This window comes from Streptomyces sp. TLI_185 (assembly GCF_003814765.1).
Classification (GTDB): domain Bacteria; phylum Actinomycetota; class Actinomycetes; order Streptomycetales; family Streptomycetaceae; genus Streptomyces.
The window spans coordinates 183565-201247 of the sequence record NZ_RKRB01000002.1; the positions used below are offsets into that span (position 1 = coordinate 183565).

Consider the following 17683-nt stretch of genomic DNA (forward strand, 5'->3'; position numbering starts at 1 on the left):
CGCTACTCCACCTCCCACGCGACCGGCAGGTTCCAGACGCCGTAGATGTTCTCGCGGGTGCGCATGGGGATCTCCTCGGCCGCGGCGGCCAGCCGTAGTGACGGGAAGCGCTCCAGCAGCGCGGGAATGGTGACCCGCATCTCGACGCGGGCGAGCTGCTGCCCCAGGCACTGGTGGACGCCGTGGGAGAAGGCCAGGTGGCCAGAGGGCTTCCGGTGCAGGTCGAGCCGATCCGGGTCGGGGTACTTCTTGGGGTCCCGGTTGCCCACCGCGAGGGAGAACACCAGCGTTTCCCCCGCCTTGACGGTCTGGCCGCCCAGCTCGACGTCCTCCAGCGCGGTCCGGAACGTCATGTCCGCCACGCTCAGGTAACGGAGCAGCTCCTCGACCGCGGCGTCGATCAAGGTCAGGTCGTCCCGCAGCGCGGCGAGCTGGTCCGGGTGGGAGAACAGCACGAGCATGCCGGTCGCGATCATGTTGGACGTCGTGTCCATCCCGGCGCCCAGCAGGAACGCGCAGAATCCCGCGATCTCGTCGAGGGTCAGCTCCGTGGCGGCCAGGTCGCTCAGCATGTCGTCCGTCGGGTTCGCCCGCTTCTCCACGACCAGGCTGCGGAGGTAGTCGTGGACCGCTGTGTGGGCGGCGCCCCGCTCCTCGAGGCTGACGTCCCAGCTCATCACGGTCCGGGCCTGCTTGAGGAATTCGTCGCGGCGGTCCTCCGGTACGGCAAGCAGTTCGCAGATCGTCAGCGACGGAATGGCCTCCGCGAACACCTTCACCAGGTCCACCGGCGGAGTCAGCTTCTCCATGGCGTCCAGATGCTCGATCGTCATCTTCTCGATGCGTTCGGTCAGCTGCCGCATGCGCCGGACGGTGAACAGACCGGTCACGGCCTGGCGGATCCGGGTGTGGTGCGGCGGGTCGATCCCCGAAGGGTCACCGACCGTCGCCGGCGGCAGGGTGCCCCCCTCCTCGACGAACGGGAAGGGAAGGTGCCACAGCTCGTAGCGAGCACTGAACCGCTTGTGATCGGCCAGCACTTTCCGTATCAGCTGGTATTCGGTGACTATCCAGGCATAGTGGCCGTCCGGCAGTTTCACCCGGTGAACCGGCGCGGACTCCTGCAGTTCCCGCCATGCCGGGGACGGCTCGATGGGGCTTTCCTGGGTTCGAGTCGAGGGCTGCAGCATCAGCTCGATCAGCTGCTCGGTCATTCGTACACCCTCCATGGCAACGGTGTTGTGGGCGACATCAACGGAGGACCTTCCCCTCTGACAATGAAGCGAGTTTGTCTACGAGCAGAATTGCCAACCAGATCACAATCCGAGCCGGAATGCAGGCTCGCACCCGACTTTAACCGTCTGGCCGACACCACGGCATAGAGGCAGCGCAAACAAACGAGAATCGCCACGCATTCGTCGCCGCCATTCAAGGTATTTTGTCCCGTCGACGGGACAGCGAGAAGAGTTCAAGTGCGAAGTTCTCCCGCTGAGCTGAAAAGCCTGAATCCGGGATCGGTAAAGGAATCTCACGAAACGGTCATTTCGGGTCGTGCCTCATTTCTGCAGGGCCGGGCCGAACCAGGTGGTGAGGGCGGTCCGCAGTGCGGAAGTGCCGGGCGCGCCGTCGGCGGCCGCCGCCCAGGCGACATGGCCGTCGGGGCGGATCAGGAGCGCGGCAGGAGCGGGGATCTCACCGACGGCCGGGACGGCCCAGCGGTCGTCCTCGCTCCGGCCCTCGACGAGGTCGACGCGATCGGCCCACGCCTTCGCGACCGCCGCCACCTCGGCGCTGCCGCGCAGGTCGAGCAGCACGGGGCGAGCGGCGTGCAGCAACTCGTGGACGCGGGTGGCGCCGTCAGGCGTCTTGAGGTCTGCGTCGGGGACCCGGCGGCCCGCCAGCGGATGGTCACCGTCGACGGGGTACCGGATGTCCAGTGCGGTGAGCATGCCGCACAGATGCCGGTTGACGTCGTCGAACACGAGGAGCGAGCCGAACACCTCGCGCAGTGCGTCCGTCTGGGCGCCGGGGCGGGCCAGGGCCGACTGCGCCCGGGTGTTGTGCAGAACGCGCTCCCCGACGGGGTGGCGCTCGGCGTGGTAGCTGTCCAGCAGACTCTCCGGAGCCTGGCCGCGCACCACCGAGGCGAGCTTCCAGCCGAGGTTGACCGCGTCCTGTACGCCCATGTTCAGCCCTTGCCCGCCGGCCGGGAAGTGGATGTGCGCCGCGTCGCCCGCGAGCAGCACCCGGCCCGCCCGGTACTGGGCGGCCTGCCGTGCGGCGTCGTTGAACCGGGAGACCCACCGCGGGCTGTGCATGCCGAAGTCGGTGCCCGCGAGCCGGACCAGTGACTCCCGGAGCTGCTCGAACGTCGCGGGTGCGTCGCGGTCCGCGACGTGGTCGTACTCGGAGGCGATCACCCGGTACCAGCCCGGCTCGAAGGCGATCGCCGAGTAGTCGCCGCCCGTGCAGCGCCGCACCCAGACGTAGTCCTCGGGCAGATCCGGCAGTTCGACGTCGCCGATCAGCGCGGTCATGGTGGCCTCGGTGCCGGGGAAGTCGATGCCCGCCAGCTTGCGCACCGTGCTGCGTCCGCCGTCACAGCCCACGAGGTAGCGGGCACGCAGCGTCGCAGGTGCCGCCTCCTGTGTACGCAGTTCGACCGTCACGCCGGCCTCGTCCTGGTGGATCCCGCTCACCTCGGACGACCTGCGCACCCGCACGCCAAGCTCCGCGGCCCACTCCTCCAGCAGCCGCTCGATGTCGGACTGCAGGATCATCAGCGGGTAGGCGTGCCTGGATTCCGACTCGTCGAATTCCAGATAAAGGCCGGAGAAATGGCCCACCGGCTGCAGTTCGCCGGCCGCCAGGAAGCGATCCAGGATTCCGCGCTGGTCCAGCACCTCCAGGGTGCGGGAATGTATCCCGCCGGCCCGCGACTCGCCCGTCCGCTCCGCGAGCCGCTCGACGACCACCACGTCGACGTTCGCCAGCCGTAGCTCGCAGGCGAGCATCAGGCCCGTCGGCCCGGCGCCCGCGATGACGACGTCCGTGTCGATACCGGTGTTTCCCACGTCGTTTCCCCCTCGTTGCATCGTGCCCTCGTGCCCTCTGACTTCGTTGCATCACCTCCGCCCGGGCGGGGCGGGGGCGGGACGGTCTTCGCTGTGCTGCCCGGCTGCTCAGGGAGCGGCGGTGCCGGCGAGCAGCCCGTCGGTGACGGCTGCGGCGACCTGGCCGATGTGGTCGACGAGGTAGAAGTGGCCGCCGGGGAAGACCTTCAGATCGAAGCCGCCGGTGGTGTGCTCCTGCCATGTCCGGGCCTCCCGGACCGTCACCATGGGGTCGCGGTCCCCGACCAGGGCGGTTATCGGAGCGGCGAGCGGCTCTCCACCGCGCCAGGTGTACGTGCCCAGAGCCTGGTAGTCGGCGCGCAGCGCCGGCAGCACCATCTCCAGGACCTCAGGATCGTCGAGCATGGCCTGGTTGGTGCCCCCGAGCCCCCGCACGTCGGCCAGCACGTCGGCGTCGTCGAACAGGTCGTATCGGGCGCGGGCCCGGGTGCCGGGCCCGCCCCGGCCGGAGAGGAACAGCCGCTGGGGGCCGGGCAGTTCACCCTGGGTGAGCAGCAGGGCCGTCTCGAATGCGACGAGCGCACCCATGCTGTGGCCGAACAGGGCGTACGGCCGTCCGGAGTCCTCGGCCAGCTCCTCGGCCAGCGCCTCGGCCACTGCCTCGACAAGCGGGGCCAGGGCCGTGAACGGCGCCTCGAGGTACCGGTCCTGGCGCCCTGGGTACTGAACGGACACCACGTCGAAGGTCGCAGGCAGGGTACGCGCCAGCTGCATGTACGCCGTCGCGGAGCCCCCGGCATGCGGGAAGCACACGAGCCGCGGCCCATCCCCCGCGGCCGTGGTGAAGCGCCGGAACCACGTGCTGTTCACCGTTGGTGTGTCCCTTCGTCTCGTCTGCACCGCACCACTACCGCTGCTGATCACACCGACCGACCGAACCGGCAGCGGGCAGGAAGAAGGCCCGCCGGTGCCCATCGGGGGATGTGGGCGCCGACGGGCGGTCCGGGGCTCCGCGAGGGCTCGTGTCCGTCCGCGTCGCAGCTCATGCCTGAGCATCCCGCCGTGCCCTCGACAGGTGCTCGCAGGGCGGTGGAGAGCCTGCGCTGCGGGCGTTCCAGCGCTCCGACCGGCTTCGAGCCACCTGGCGGAGGCCGGCCGGGAGTTCATGACGACGGCCGCAAGGAGAAATCCATGACTGCCCTGGACGGCGAGCCGGCCGGGCGGCGGGGGAACAAGGCCACCGAACTCGGGCCCATACGTGACGCCATACGCCGAGGGCGCGGCGACAAGGCCACCGGGGCGCGGCACGCCGAGGGGGCGCACACATCGTCCGCCGTCACCGCCGCCCTGCTCACCCTCGCCCGTGTCAGGGCCGTCGCGCCTGCCGGCGATGTGACAGGGCGTGGTTCGAGGACTCGTACGAGCGTCCTCGAACCCGAGCCCGCGACGTCGAGCGGTCCTCCACCCGCCCTCGACGGGCGAGAGCCACCCTGGTGCCCGCCGCAGACCCGCCAGGGAAGGACAGCACACATACGGACCCGGCGCCGTCCGGTGCTGCTGGGGATGCTTCCCGGCCGGGCCCGCGTCACGTGTCCCGGTACGGCCGGCCGGACGCCCACGTCCCGCCCCCGCCGACGACCGGACCGACCCAGGACCGGCAGCTCCTCGGGGCGCCGCACACGCGCGGCCTGGGCCGGGTCCTCGGTTCCTGCCGCCGCCCGCCCGGCCACCGTCGCCGGCTTCGCACGGATCTCGCAGCCGCCCCCGGCGAGCCTGCCGACCGCCCGGACACGGGCGGCACGTTGGACCACGACCGCTCACGCCTAGGAGAGACATGGCAACCCGGCTCTTCACTTCCGAGTCCGTCACCGAAGGCCACCCCGACAAGATCGCCGACCAGGTCAGTGACGCCGTCCTGGACGCCCTCCTGCGCGAGGACCCGGCCTCTCGGGTGGCGGTGGAGACCCTGATCACCACGGGCCAGGTCCACGTCGCCGGGGAGGTGACCACCTCCGCCTACGCGGACATCCCCGGAATCGTCCGCAAGACCGTCCTGGACATCGGCTACGACTCGTCGGCCAAGGGCTTCGACGGCGCCTCGTGCGGGGTGTCGGTGTCCATCGGGGCCCAGTCACCCGACATCGCCCAGGGCGTGGACAGCGCGTACGAGAAGCGGCTCGGTGACAGCGACGACGCCCTTGCCGCGCAGGGTGCCGGGGACCAGGGCCTGATGTTCGGATACGCCACCCGCGAGACGCCCACCCTGATGCCCCTGCCCATCGAGCTGGCGCACCGGCTGTCGCGCCGGCTCGCCGAGGTGCGCAAGGACGGCGTGGTGCCCTATCTGCGCCCCGACGGCAAGACCCAGGTCACCATCGAGTACCAGGACGACCGCCCGGTACGCCTGGACACGGTGGTGGTCTCCTCCCAGCACGCGTCCGGCATCGACCTCGACCACCTGCTGACACCGGACATCCGCCGGCAGGTCGTGGAGCCCGTGCTGGCCCGGCTGGCCGAGGACGGCATCAAGCTGGAGACCGACGGCTACCGGTTGCTCGTCAACCCCACCGGCCGGTTCGAGATCGGCGGCCCGATGGGAGACGCCGGCCTGACCGGCCGCAAGATCATCATCGACACCTATGGCGGCATGGCCCGCCACGGCGGCGGCGCGTTCTCCGGCAAGGACCCGTCCAAGGTGGACCGCTCGGCCGCCTACGCGATGCGCTGGGTCGCCAAGAACGTGGTCGCGGCGGACCTCGCCGAGCGCTGTGAGGTGCAGGTCGCGTACGCGATCGGCAAGGCCGAGCCGGTCGGCCTGTTCGTCGAGACCTTCGGTACGGAACACATGCCGCGCGCCGTGATCGAGCGGGCCATCAGCGAGGTGTTCGACCTGCGCCCGGCCGCCGTCATCCGCGATCTCGACCTGCTGCGGCCGATCTACGCGCGCACCGCCGCGTACGGCCACTTCGGCCGTGAGCTGCCCGAGTTCACCTGGGAGCGCACCGACCGTGCCGATCAGCTCAACGCCGCCGCCGGCCGCTGACCGGCCGGGCCTACAGGGACGGGAGTTCCCATGCGCATCGCGGTGACCGGCTCCATCGCCACCGACCACCTGATGACATTCCCCGGCCGGATCGTGGACCAGCTGATCCCCGGCCGGCTCGACCGTGTGTCGCTGTCGTTCCTGGCCGACGACCTGGAGGTGCGCCGCGGCGGGGTCGCCGCCAACATCTCCTACGGGCTCGGCGGGCTGGGGCTGAGTCCCGTGCTCGTCGGCGCGGTCGGCAGCGACTTCGGCGAGTACGAGGTGTGGCTGAAGGAGCATGGCGTCGACACCGGCGCCGTACACGTCTCCGCCCTGCGGCAGACGGCCCGGTTCCTGTGTCTCACGGACCAGGACGCCAACCAGATAGCCGCGTTCTACGCCGGCGCCATGACCGAGGCCCGTGACATCGACCTCGGGCGCCTCGATCCGCGTCCCGACCTCGTGGTCGTGGCGCCCGACGACCCCGAGGCCATGCTGCGTCACACCGCGCGCTGCCGTGCGCTCGGCATCGCCTTCGCGGCCGACCCCTCCCAGCAGTTGGCCAGCCTCGACCGCGACCGGACACGCACTCTGGTGACCGGGGCACGCTGGCTGTTCACCAACGAGTACGAGGCGACCCTGCTGCTGGAACGCACCGGCTGGAGCCACGACGACGTCCTCGGACACGTGGGCGCCTGGGTCACCACGCTCGGCCCCGACGGGGTCCGGGTCGAGGAGGCGGATCGTCCGGCGTTCACCGTGCCCGCCGTCGCCGGTGTCCCGGTCGTCGACCCGACGGGAGTCGGCGACGCCTTCCGGGCGGGCTTCCTCGCGGCCCTCGCCTGGGGCCTGAACCGGCCGCGCGCGGCCCAGCTCGGCTGTGCCATGGCCTCACTGGCGCTGTCCGAGGTGGGTTCCCAGGCCTATGAACCCGACCCCGGCCGGCTCACCACCGTCGTCGCCGCGTCCTATGGCACGGAGGCGGCCGAGGACCTGGCGGCACATCTGGGAGGCGTGCCATGCCCGCGGTGACCGGAGGCGGCGAAACCCTCCGCGAGGCGCTCGCCACCCGGGTGGTGGTCGCCGACGGAGCGATGGGCACCATGCTGCAGGCCCACGACCCGACCCTGGAGGACTTCCAGCAGTTGGAGGGCTGCAACGAGGTTTTGAACGTCACCCGGCCGGACATCGTGCGTTCGGTCCATGAGGAGTACTTCGCGGCTGGTGTGGACTGTGTGGAGACCAACACCTTCGGTGCGAATCACACGGCCGCGGCGGAGTACGAGATCGCGGAGCGGGTGCACGAGTTGTCGGAGGCGGGTGCCCGGATCGCCCGTGAGGTGGCGGACGAGTTCGCGGCCCGTGACGGCCGTGCGCGCTGGGTGCTGGGCTCGATCGGCCCGGGCACCAAGCTGCCGACCCTCGGCCATGTCGGTTACGCCACGATCCGTGACGGTTATCAGGCCAATGCCGAGGGTCTGCTCGCGGGTGGTGCGGATGCCCTGATCGTGGAGACCACGCAGGACTTGTTGCAGACGAAGGCGTCGGTGCTCGGTGCCCGCCGCGCCATGGAGGCGACCGGTTCGGATGTGCCGTTGCTGGTGTCGATGGCGTTCGAGACGACCGGCACCATGCTGCTGGGCTCGGAGATCGGTGCCGCGCTGACGGCGCTGGAGCCGCTGGGCATCGACATGATCGGCCTGAACTGCTCGACCGGGCCGGCCGAGATGAGTGAGCATCTGCGCTATCTGACCCGGCATTCCCGTATTCCGCTGCTGTGCATGCCGAATGCGGGCCTGCCGGTGCTCACCAAGGACGGCGCGCACTTCCCGCTGGGGCCCGAGGGGCTGGCGGATGCGCAGGAGAACTTCGTCCTCGACTACGGGCTCTCCCTGATCGGGGGCTGTTGCGGCACGACTCCGGAGCATCTGCGGCAGGTCGTCGAGCGGGTGCGGACCCTCGCCCCGGGCGAGCGTGACCCGCAGCCCGAGCCGGGGGCTGCCTCCCTGTATCAGAGTGTGCCGTTCCGTCAGGACACCGCGTATCTGGCGATCGGTGAGCGGACCAACGCCAACGGGTCGAAGAAGTTCCGTGAGGCCATGCTGGCCGGCCGCTGGGACGACTGTGTGGAGATGGCCCGTGACCAGATCCGCGAGGGCGCGCACATGCTGGATTTGTGCGTGGACTATGTCGGCCGGGACGGCGTGGCGGACATGGAGGAGCTGGCGGGCCGCTTCGCGACCGCCTCGACGCTGCCGATCGTGCTGGACTCCACCGAGGTCGATGTCCTGCGGGCGGGGCTGGAGAAGCTCGGCGGCCGCGCGGTCATCAACTCCGTCAACTACGAGGACGGCGACGGCCCCGAGTCCCGCTTCGCGAAGGTCACCAAGCTCGCCCAGGAGCACGGCGCGGCGCTGATTGCGCTGACCATCGACGAGGAGGGCCAGGCCCGCACCCCCGAGCACAAGGTCGCCATCGCCGAGCGGCTGATCGACGACCTGACCGGGACCTGGGGCATCCACGAGTCGGACATCCTCATCGACACCCTGACGTTCACCATCTGCACCGGTCAGGAGGAGTCGCGCAAGGACGGTATCGCCACCATCGAGGCGATCCGTGAGCTCAAGCGCCGGCACCCGGACGTGCAGACCACGCTGGGTCTGTCGAACATCTCCTTCGGTCTCAATCCGGCCGCCCGCATGCTGCTCAACTCGGTCTTCCTGGACGAGTGTGTCAAGGCGGGCCTGGACTCGGCGATCGTGCACGCCTCGAAGATCCTGCCGATCGCCCGCTTCAGCGAGGAAGAGGTCACCACGGCCCTCGACCTCATCTACGACCGGCGGGCCGAGGGCTACGACCCCCTGCAGAAGCTGATGGCGCTGTTCGAGGGCGCCACGGCGAAGTCGCTGAAGGCGGGCAAGGCCGAGGAGCTGGCCGCGCTGCCGCTGGAGGAGCGTCTCAAGCGGCGCATCATCGATGGTGAGAAGAACGGTCTGGAGGCCGATCTCGACGCGGCGCTGGAGACCCGCAAGGCCCTGGACATCGTCAACGAGACGCTGCTGGACGGCATGAAGGTCGTCGGTGAGCTGTTCGGTTCCGGGCAGATGCAGCTGCCGTTCGTGCTGCAGTCCGCGGAGGTGATGAAGACGGCCGTCGCCCACCTCGAACCGCACATGGAGAAGGTCGAGGGCGACGAGGCCGGCAAGGGCACCATCGTGCTGGCCACCGTGCGCGGGGATGTGCACGACATCGGCAAGAACCTCGTCGACATCATCTTGTCGAACAACGGCTACAACGTCGTCAACCTCGGCATCAAGCAGCCGGTCTCGGCGATCCTGGAGGCCGCCGAGGAACACCGCGCCGACGTCATCGGCATGTCCGGGCTGCTGGTGAAGTCCACGGTGATCATGAAGGAGAACCTGGAGGAGCTCAACCAGCGCGGCCTGGCGGCCGACTTCCCGGTCATCCTCGGCGGTGCGGCCCTCACCCGCGCGTACGTGGAGCAGGACCTGCACGAGATCTACCAGGGCGAGGTCCGCTACGCCCGCGATGCGTTCGAGGGCCTGCGGCTGATGGACGCGCTGATCGGCGTCAAGCGCGGCGTGCCCGGCGCCAAGCTGCCGGAACTCAAGCAGCGCCGGGTCCGGGCGACGGCCTCCGTCGAGGTCGAGGAGCGTCCGCAGGAGGGCCACGTCCGCTCGGACGTGGCCACCGACAACCCCCTCCCCACCCCGCCCTTCTGGGGCACCCGCGTCATCAAGGGCATCCAGCTCAAGGAGTACGCGAGCTGGCTGGACGAGACGGCCCTCTTCCGGGGCCAGTGGGGGCTGACGAAGGACCTGGTCGAGAGCGAGGGCCGGCCCCGGCTGCGCGGCCTGCTGGACCGGCTCCAGACGGAGAGCCTCCTCGAAGCGGCCGTGGTCTACGGCTACTTCCCGTGCGTCTCCAAGGACGACGACCTGATCATCCTGGACGAGCACGGTGGCGAGCGCACCCGCTTCACCTTCCCGCGCCAGCGCCGCGGCCGCCGCCTGTGCCTCGCGGACTTCTTCCGCACGCAGGAGGCGGGGGAGACCGACGTCGTCGGCCTGCAGGTCGTCACCGTCGGCTCGCGGATCGGCGAGGAGACGGCCCGCATGTTCGAGGCCAACGCCTACCGCGACTACCTCGAACTGCACGGCCTGTCCGTGCAGTTGGCGGAGGCGCTCGCCGAGTACTGGCACGCCCGCGTCCGTTCCGAACTCGGCATCGCGGCAGGCGATCCCGGTTCGCTGGACGGCATGTTCCGCACCGAGTACCAGGGGTGCCGCTACTCGCTGGGCTATCCGGCCTGCCCGGACCTGGAGGACCGCGCGAAGATCGCGGAGCTGCTGAAGCCCGAGCGGATCGGCGTGCACCTGTCCGAGGAGTTCCAGCTCCACCCGGAGCAGTCCACCGACGCGATCGTCGTCCACCACCCGCAGGCCGGCTACTTCAACGCGGGAGGCCGCGCATGACGACCTTTTCCTTCGAGTTCTTCCCGCCGAAGACGGCCGCCGGCGAGCGGACGCTGTGGCAGGCGATCCGCCGAGTAGAGGCGCTGCGGCCGGACTTCGTCTCCGTGACGTACGGCGCGGGCGGTTCCTCCCGGGACCGGACCATCGAGGTCACCCGGCGGATCGCGGCGGAGACCATCCTGCGCCCGGTCGCGCATCTCACCGCCGTGGGCCACTCGGTGGCCGAGCTGAGGCACATCATCGGCGCCTACGCCGATGCCGGCATCAGAGACGTCCTCGCCCTGCGTGGCGATCCTCCGGGCGCCCCCAAAGGACCGTGGGTGCCGCACCCGGACGGCTTCACCCACGCGTACCAGCTGGTCGAACTCGTCCGTTCCCTGGGGAACTTCACCATCGGCGTCGCCGCCTTCCCCGAGCTGCATCCCCGCTCGTCGGACTGGGACGCCGACATCCGGCATTTCGTGGCCAAGTGCCGCGCCGGCGCCGACTACGCCATCACGCAGATGTTCTTCCACGTCGAGGACTATCTGCGGCTGCGCGACCGGGTGGCCGCAGCCGGATGCGACATCCCGATCGTCCCCGAGATCATGCCCGCCACCGACGTACGCCAGATCCGCCGGTTCGCCGAACTGAGCGACGCGGCCTTCCCCGTGGACCTGGCCCACCACCTGGAAGCCGCTCGGGACGACCCCGCCACGGGCCACCGCATCGGCGTCGAGTACGCCACCGCCATGGCCGAACGCCTGCTCGCCGAGGGCGCGCCAGGACTGCACTACATCACCCTGAACAGGTCCACCGCGGCCCTGGACATCCACCGTAACGTCATGAGTTCAAGGAGCATTCGTGTCGCCTGATTTCGCGGATTTCAAGGTCGCCGACCTCTCCCTGGCCGAGTTCGGCCGCAAGGAGATCACCCTCGCCGAGCACGAGATGCCCGGCCTGATGGCGATCCGCAAGGAATACGCCGAGGCCCAGCCCCTGGCCGGCGCGCGGGTGACCGGTTCGCTGCACATGACCGTGCAGACCGCCGTGCTCATCGAGACCCTGGTCGCCCTGGGCGCGCAGGTCCGCTGGGCGTCCTGCAACATCTTCTCCACCCAGGACCACGCGGCCGCCGCCATCGCCGTCGGCCCGAACGGCACGCCCGACAACCCGCAGGGCGTCCCGGTCTTCGCCTGGAAGGGCGAGACCGCGCAGGAGTACTGGTGGTGCACGGAGCAGGCGCTGACCTGGCCGGACAGCCCCACCGGCGGTCCGAACATGATCCTGGACGACGGCGGTGACGCCACCCTCCTGGTCCACAAGGGTGTCGAGTACCAGAAGACCGGGGAGCTGCCCCCGGCCGACAACGAGGAACTGGAGGCCGTGGCCGCCCTGCTGAAGGCGAGTTCGCTCGACTGGACCGCCATCGCCTCGGAGATCCGCGGGGTGACCGAGGAGACCACCACCGGCGTGCACCGTCTGTACGAGATGCAGCGCGACGGTGTCCTTCTGTTCCCGGCGATCAACGTCAACGACGCCGTCACCAAGTCGAAGTTCGACAACAAGTACGGCTGCCGCCACTCCCTGATCGACGGCATCAACCGCGCCACCGACGTCCTCATCGGCGGCAAGACCGCGGTCGTGTGCGGCTACGGCGACGTGGGCAAGGGCTGTGCGGAGTCCCTGCGCGGGCAGGGTGCCCGCGTCATCGTGACCGAGATCGACCCGATCTGCGCCCTGCAGGCGGCGATGGACGGCTACCAGGTCACGACGCTGGACGAGGTCGTCGACAAGGCCGACATCTTCGTCACCACGACCGGCAACAAGGACATCATCATGGCCTCGGACATGGCCAAGATGAAGCACCAGGCGATCGTCGGCAACATCGGCCACTTCGACAACGAGATCGACATGGCCGGCCTCGCCAGGATCCCGGGCATCGTCAAGGACGAGGTCAAGCCGCAGGTCCACACCTGGACGTTCCCCGACGGCAAGGTGATCATCATCCTGTCCGAGGGTCGTCTGCTGAACCTGGGCAACGCCACCGGCCACCCGTCGTTCGTGATGTCCAACTCCTTCGCGGACCAGACCCTGGCCCAGATCGAGCTGTTCACCAAGCCCGACGAGTACCCGACCGGCGTGTACACGCTGCCCAAGCACCTCGACGAGAAGGTCGCCCGTCTCCACCTGGACTCGCTCGGCGTGAAGTTGACCACGCTCCGCCCCGAGCAGGCCGCGTACATCGGCGTCCAGGTCGAGGGCCCGTACAAGTCGGACCACTACCGCTACTGAGACCGTCGTGAGGGCGCTCATGCCACCACAGCCGGTGGCATGAGCGCCCTCACACAGGTGCCGTACATCAGCGGTCAGAGGCTGCGGGCGGTGATGTCGCCGTAGGAGGTGGTGGCGTGGATGTTGAGGCCTGCGCCGGCGCCGTCGCTGTTCTTGAGCGCGTTGTCGATCCGGCCGTAGGCGGTGCTGGCGTTGAGGGTGGCGGAGACTCCCTGGGCGGCGCCGACGGAGATCTGGCCGTGCTGGGTGGTCAGGGTGACGGCGCCGTGCACGGCTTCGGTGACGCTGAGGTCGCCCTTCTGGGTGCTGATCTCGGCGGGGCCGTTCAGGCGGCCGACGGTGATGTCGCCGGTGGCGAGGGTGAGGCGGGCGCCTGCGGTCTCGTCGAGCTTGACGGTGCCCGTCGCGCCCTCGAAGGTGACGTCGCCGAGGCGTCCGACGCCGCTCAGTTCGACGACTGCGGCCTTGGCGTCGACGCGGGAGCCGGCGGGCAGCTGGACGGTGACCTCGAGGGACCCGGGGTGGCCGAGCATCCGGTTCCTCTCAGCCGGGCTCTCGATCCGCAGGACGCCGTTGTCGTAGGCGACCTTGACCTGCTCCGCGGCCTTGACGTCGCGGCTCTTGTCGGGGTTGGCGGGCAGGACCTGGACGGTGGCGTCGGCGCGGTCGGCGGCGATGAACCGGATGTGTCCGATGGGGATGTCCAGGACGGCCGTGATGGAGGCGGGGGCGTCGAACGTCTGGATCGTGTTCTGGTTCTTCTGCATGGTGTGCTCCTTCGATGCGTTGTTTCCGACGTTGGAAACGCTACGTTGCTTTCAGGGAGTTAGCAACAAGCTCGTTGCGAATAATTGACATCTCTGCAGGTAGATGCAAGAAAATCATTGCAATAGGCTTGAGTTTAATGCAACGATCCCCAGCGCTTTCGTTGCAATTACCTGAAGGTGAACGCTATGGCGGGGGCAGCGGGGACGGATGAAGGCGACATCATCGGCCCCGCTCGGGCCCCGGTCTCCGGCGGGAGCCCACGCTGTCGAAGGTGCGCGCGAGGTCCATTTCGGCCTTCAGTACAGCGGCCAGTCGGCGCACGCCCTCGCGAATCCGCTCCGGCGTCGGGTAGCAGTAGGCCAGCCGCACCTGGCGGCTGCCGGACTTGTCGGTGAAGAACCCGCTGCCCGACGCGTACGCCACCCGGGCGGTCACCGCGCGCGGCAGCATCGCCTTGGTGTCCACGCCCTGAGGCACCGTCACCCACACGTAGAACCCGCCCTCCGGCTTCGTCCACGTACAGCCCGGCGGCAGGTACTGCTCCAGTGCGGACAGCATCGCGTCGCGGCGCTCGCGGTAGTTCTCCCGGAACATCTTGATCTGGCCCGTCCAGTCGTGCGTGGCCAGATAACGCGACACGATCATCTGGTTCAGCGTGGGCGGGCACAGCGTCGCCGACTCCATGGCCAGCGCCAGCTTCTCCCGCACCGCGCGAGGCGCCAGCACCCAGCCGACCCGCAGGCCGGAGGCGAACGTCTTCGAGAACGAGCCCAGGTACACCACGTTGTCCGGGTCCAGCGAGCGCAGCGCCGGGTAGGTCCGGCCGTCGAAGCCGAGCAGGCCGTACGGGTTGTCCTCGACGACCAGCACGTCGTACGTACGGCAGATCTCCAGGATCTCCGCCCGCCGCTCGACCGCCAGTGTCACGCCGGCCGGGTTGTGGAAATTCGGGATCGTGTACAGCAGCTTCACGCGCTGCCCGGCATTCCTGGCCTGCCGCAGCGCCGCCCGCAGCCCCTCCGGCACCAGGCCGTGCTCGTCCATCGCCACGTGCACGACCTGCGCCTGGTACGCGGCGAACGAGCCCAGCGCACCGACGTACGACGGACCCTCGGCCACCACCACGTCACCTGGGTCGCAGAACAGCCGGGTCACCAGGTCGAGGCCCATCTGCGAGCCGACCGTCATCACCACGTCGTCCGGATGCGCCGTGATGCCCTCCAGCGCCATCACGTCGCAGATCTGCTCCCGCAGCACCGGCATGCCGTACGCCGACGCGTACTGCAGCGCCGTCAGGCCGTCCTCCGCGATGATCTGCGCGGCCTGCGCCGACAGCGACTCCAGCGGCAGCGCGGCCAGGTTCGGCATGCCGCCGGCCAGCGACACCACCTCCGGCCTGCCGGCGACCGCGAACAAGGCCCGGATCTCCGAGGCCGTCATGCCCGCGGTGCGCACGGCGTACCGGTCCAGGTGCGGGTCGAGGACAGTGGGGCCGGGCTGCGGCGTCGCGAGGCTGTGCAGGGTCATGAAGGCATTCCCGGGGTCGGTGGAACAAGGTGACTGCCGTGGTGGGACCGCAGAGAGGCACCTCAGGAACCGCGGCTCAGCAGCGGTCGTGGTCCGGCTTGTACGGGCCCTCGACTTCGACGCCGATATACGCGGCCTGCTCGTGATGCGCGTCGAGGACGGTGCCGCCGATACGGTCGGCGAACCTGTCGGGATGCCCTTCGACGACGGTCTCCGAGGTGAACGGACGACGGGACATGGCACTCCAGCTGGTTGCGGCCCGGGGGTGCCGGAGGCGGGCGAGGCCACCGGTGTTGGAGCCACCATGGACGTCCTCGAAAGAGAAGCACTCGAAGAGTGACGGAGCGTCGGTGGAGCGAAGATCCTGCGGAAGCCGACCGGGTCTGGAGCGTTCGGGCGGCACGGCGGCGTCCTCCAGGACTCGGGCGAGGACTCGGCCGAGGACCGCGAACTGATCGGCCGCTACAGCTGGCTGCGCGACACCACACGGCGCCGTAATGGCTCAGGACGTGGGCTCCCCTTTTTCCTCAGGTAGAGCCGTCGTCCCTCGCACGATGTCGACACCCTGCGCCGTGAACTCGCGGTGGGCGCCGACGACGGCGGCGACGAAGCCCGCGAACTGGCCGAGCGGCTCACCGCTCCCCTGGAGTCGGCGACCCGGCTGACCCTGCTCAGCGTGCTCTCCGCCGCGATGGACGAGATCACCCGCGAGCCGGCGCCCGGCTCGGTCGACGTACGGCTGCGCGGGCTCGACCCCGACTTCGTGGTGACACCGCCGCCCACCGACGGCGGCGCCTGCGCGGAACCGGGCCCGCCCGTCGAATCGTTCAGGACCCCGGCCCCGGCCGACGGCGACGAGGGCGGCACCGCCCGCGTCAGCCTGCGTCTGCCCGCCTACCTGAAGGCGCGTGCCGAGGAGGCCGCGACCTGCGAGGGCCTGTCGGTCACCGCCTGGCTGGTGGGCGCCGTGTCGGCCGCGGTCGACGGCGGCACCCGGCCGCGTACGCCGGACAGGGCCCAGGCTTTCGGACAGAGCTTCACGGGCTGACAGAGCTTCACGGGCTGGGTGCGCTGGCCGCGTCCGCGTCCACCATTTCGCCCGCACCACCGGCCCCGGCTGGGGCGACCGGGTGCTCGCCCAGGACGGCGGGCTCCTCGGCCCGCCTGGAGTCTGTCAGGCCATGATCCAGGGGGCCTGGCCGAGCGTCGTACGGCCCGCCGGCGACGGCCGGCTGGTGTCCCAGGTCGACTGCAGTGAAGCCGAGACGATGCCCCACAGGTCGCCCGCGGTCAGGGTGCGCACCGGAACGGTGACCTGACCGGCGAGGCTGACACAGTAGGCGGACTCCAGGGAGCTGACGATGCTGATGAGGCCCATGGAGTCGAGCCCGTACGCCTCCATCGGCACGTCGACGGCAGGTGCCCTGTCCTTGCCCAGGCCGGGCAGGCCCTGCCGGAGAATCGTCTCGAACCTCGCGTTCCACGGACGCTGCGCCATGGTACGGACTTCCTTCCGGCTGCCGGGACGGTCCAGGTCGTGCAGATGTCTGCGCGACTGCTTCCACGGTGCTCGCACCTGCTCGAGCGGCCGTGGAAGGTCGTTGGAACGCGACGTGCTCGCATGCCCTCCCGGTATCCGGAACCTCTGGGGCTCTGCCCCCGCGCCGAGAGACGGGGATCCCGGGCCACGCGGGGCGCCGCCCGGCAGAGGGGTCAGGCGGCGTGGCAGAGCGTCGCGGGGCCGGCCGGGGCCGCGGGGCGGGCCGCGCTCGCGGGTACCGGACGGACGGTGGCCGCGGCCTGCGAGCGGCCGCGTGCGAAGACGACCAGGCGCAGCACCGCGAACCGCGCGATGCCGGCGAGTGCGGAGGCGGACAGGTAGACGACCTGCTCGAGCACCGCACCGGGCGCCGCCACCAGCAGCTGCAGGACAAACATCGCCACGCAGGTCACCGCATACGCGGCCACCGCGGACCCGGCCGACTGCACATGCTGGCGCCACGTCGCGCGCCCGCCCGCGCCGAAGGTGAAACGGGCATGCAGATCGGTGGCCAGGAGCGTGGAAGCCACGGTGATCACGGCGTTGGCCAAAACCCAGGGAATCCAGGAGGCAAGGGCCGCCACGGCGAAGCTCGAGGCCAGCCCCACCCCGCCGCCACACAACACGAAGCGGGCGAAGGCGGCGAAGGCACCAGGCACCGCCTGCCGCTGACTGCGTGCTGTCCCCATGACCCACCCCTTCGATCGCTCACTTCGCGAAACGCGCACCCCTCGGCCTGCGAGGCCTTCGGTCCTTCGTTTCTCAGGATGGAAACGCTACGTTGCATTTATGAATCTAGCAACAGAATTATTGTGCATGAGTGCCATCAGTGCAGGTAGACGCCGAGAAATCGTTGCAATGGGTTTGACATCTAATGCAACAACCCTCGCTCAATTCGTTGCAATGGTTGAGGGTGAATGCTCGGGGATCCAACGTTTGGAGGGTGAGGCGGGGTATCCGGCCCGTCTTCATGCACCAG

The 17683-nt window shown here is 69.7% G+C and carries 15 protein-coding genes; 7 read left to right on the top strand and 8 right to left on the bottom strand.

Annotated elements, in window-relative coordinates:
• Window positions 1-2: 2 nt before the first annotated feature.
• The 3 genes from EDD92_RS49220 to EDD92_RS49230 form a co-directional block, all read right to left on the bottom strand.
• Entirely contained in the window at window positions 3-1214 is a 1212-nt protein-coding gene (locus tag EDD92_RS49220) for a cytochrome P450 (RefSeq protein ID WP_260327420.1), read from the bottom strand.
• Between the two features lie 342 nt (window positions 1215-1556).
• On the bottom strand, window positions 1557-3095 hold the full coding sequence (locus EDD92_RS49225) for an FAD-dependent monooxygenase (RefSeq protein ID WP_123970999.1): 1539 nt from the start codon (window positions 3093-3095) through the stop codon (window positions 1557-1559).
• 87 nt (window positions 3096-3182) lie between these two features.
• On the bottom strand, window positions 3183-3944 hold the full coding sequence (locus EDD92_RS49230; protein ID WP_123971000.1) for a thioesterase II family protein: 762 nt from the start codon (window positions 3942-3944) through the stop codon (window positions 3183-3185).
• A 321-nt stretch (window positions 3945-4265) separates the two neighbouring features.
• Between EDD92_RS49230 and EDD92_RS49235 the strand changes: the two genes are divergently transcribed.
• The 6 genes from EDD92_RS49235 to ahcY are packed head-to-tail and all read left to right on the top strand — an operon-like array spanning window position 4266 to window position 12869.
• The gene (locus tag EDD92_RS49235) at window positions 4266-4901 is read left to right on the top strand and encodes a hypothetical protein (protein ID WP_123971001.1); all 636 of its coding nucleotides are present in this window, start codon (window positions 4266-4268) and stop codon (window positions 4899-4901) included.
• A 7-nt stretch (window positions 4902-4908) separates the two neighbouring features.
• Entirely contained in the window at window positions 4909-6117 is a 1209-nt protein-coding gene (gene metK / locus EDD92_RS49240) for a methionine adenosyltransferase (protein WP_123971002.1), read from the top strand.
• Between the two features lie 30 nt (window positions 6118-6147).
• Complete coding sequence (locus EDD92_RS49245; RefSeq protein ID WP_123971003.1) at window positions 6148-7131, top strand: carbohydrate kinase family protein; 984 nt, start codon at window positions 6148-6150, stop codon at window positions 7129-7131.
• Window positions 7119-10595, top strand: coding sequence for a methionine synthase (gene metH, locus EDD92_RS49250; RefSeq protein ID WP_123971004.1), 3477 nt, complete (start codon window positions 7119-7121; stop codon window positions 10593-10595). Before EDD92_RS49245 ends, metH begins: the two co-directional genes overlap by 13 nt.
• On the top strand, window positions 10592-11449 hold the full coding sequence (gene metF / locus EDD92_RS49255; protein WP_123971005.1) for a methylenetetrahydrofolate reductase [NAD(P)H]: 858 nt from the start codon (window positions 10592-10594) through the stop codon (window positions 11447-11449). Before metH ends, metF begins: the two co-directional genes overlap by 4 nt.
• The gene (ahcY, locus tag EDD92_RS49260) at window positions 11439-12869 is read left to right on the top strand and encodes an adenosylhomocysteinase (RefSeq protein WP_123971006.1); all 1431 of its coding nucleotides are present in this window, start codon (window positions 11439-11441) and stop codon (window positions 12867-12869) included. The genes metF and ahcY overlap by 11 nt, the downstream gene beginning before the upstream one ends.
• A gap of 74 nt (window positions 12870-12943) precedes the next feature.
• On the opposite strand, the gene EDD92_RS49265 is transcribed toward ahcY, so the two are convergent.
• From EDD92_RS49265 to EDD92_RS52275, 3 genes are all read right to left on the bottom strand, one after another.
• Window positions 12944-13615 (bottom strand): DUF4097 family beta strand repeat-containing protein, encoded by a 672-nt coding sequence (locus EDD92_RS49265; protein ID WP_123971075.1) that lies wholly within the window; start codon window positions 13613-13615, stop codon window positions 12944-12946.
• Window positions 13616-13856: 241 nt separating this feature from the next.
• Window positions 13857-15164: a PLP-dependent aminotransferase family protein gene (locus EDD92_RS49270; RefSeq protein ID WP_123971007.1), complete on the bottom strand. Its 1308-nt coding sequence runs from the start codon at window positions 15162-15164 to the stop codon at window positions 13857-13859.
• Window positions 15165-15240: 76 nt separating this feature from the next.
• Window positions 15241-15402, bottom strand: coding sequence for an adenosylhomocysteinase (locus EDD92_RS52275; protein ID WP_123971008.1), 162 nt, complete (start codon window positions 15400-15402; stop codon window positions 15241-15243).
• A 345-nt stretch (window positions 15403-15747) separates the two neighbouring features.
• Between EDD92_RS52275 and EDD92_RS49280 the strand changes: the two genes are divergently transcribed.
• Window positions 15748-16212 (top strand): hypothetical protein, encoded by a 465-nt coding sequence (locus EDD92_RS49280; protein ID WP_260327422.1) that lies wholly within the window; start codon window positions 15748-15750, stop codon window positions 16210-16212.
• A 126-nt stretch (window positions 16213-16338) separates the two neighbouring features.
• Here EDD92_RS49280 and EDD92_RS49285 read toward each other — a convergent pair whose 3' ends face one another.
• Both EDD92_RS49285 and EDD92_RS49290 read right to left on the bottom strand, forming a co-directional pair.
• The gene (locus tag EDD92_RS49285) at window positions 16339-16662 is read right to left on the bottom strand and encodes an acyl carrier protein (RefSeq protein ID WP_260327423.1); all 324 of its coding nucleotides are present in this window, start codon (window positions 16660-16662) and stop codon (window positions 16339-16341) included.
• A 215-nt stretch (window positions 16663-16877) separates the two neighbouring features.
• A complete protein-coding gene (locus tag EDD92_RS49290; RefSeq protein ID WP_123971010.1) occupies window positions 16878-17393 on the bottom strand; it encodes a hypothetical protein in 516 nt (171 codons plus the stop codon).
• Between the last annotated feature and the right edge of the window lie 290 nt (window positions 17394-17683).

Bases quoted from the DNA above. Each gene is read 5' to 3' on its own strand.
- EDD92_RS49285 (WP_260327423.1), bottom strand. From the start codon at position 16,662: ATGGCGCAGCGTCCGTGGAACGCGAGGTTCGAGACGATTCTCCGGCAG.
- metH (WP_123971004.1), top strand. From the start codon at position 7,119: ATGCCCGCGGTGACCGGAGGCGGCGAAACCCTCCGCGAGGCGCTCGCC.
- EDD92_RS49235 (WP_123971001.1), top strand. From the start codon at position 4,266: ATGACTGCCCTGGACGGCGAGCCGGCCGGGCGGCGGGGGAACAAGGCC.
- metK (WP_123971002.1), top strand. From the start codon at position 4,909: ATGGCAACCCGGCTCTTCACTTCCGAGTCCGTCACCGAAGGCCACCCC.
- EDD92_RS49245 (WP_123971003.1), top strand. From the start codon at position 6,148: ATGCGCATCGCGGTGACCGGCTCCATCGCCACCGACCACCTGATGACA.
- EDD92_RS49220 (WP_260327420.1), bottom strand. From the start codon at position 1,214: ATGACCGAGCAGCTGATCGAGCTGATGCTGCAGCCCTCGACTCGAACC.
- EDD92_RS52275 (WP_123971008.1), bottom strand. From the start codon at position 15,402: ATGTCCCGTCGTCCGTTCACCTCGGAGACCGTCGTCGAAGGGCATCCC.
- EDD92_RS49290 (WP_123971010.1), bottom strand. From the start codon at position 17,393: ATGGGGACAGCACGCAGTCAGCGGCAGGCGGTGCCTGGTGCCTTCGCC.
- EDD92_RS49225 (WP_123970999.1), bottom strand. From the start codon at position 3,095: ATGCAACGAGGGGGAAACGACGTGGGAAACACCGGTATCGACACGGAC.
- metF (WP_123971005.1), top strand. From the start codon at position 10,592: ATGACGACCTTTTCCTTCGAGTTCTTCCCGCCGAAGACGGCCGCCGGC.
- EDD92_RS49270 (WP_123971007.1), bottom strand. From the start codon at position 15,164: ATGACCCTGCACAGCCTCGCGACGCCGCAGCCCGGCCCCACTGTCCTC.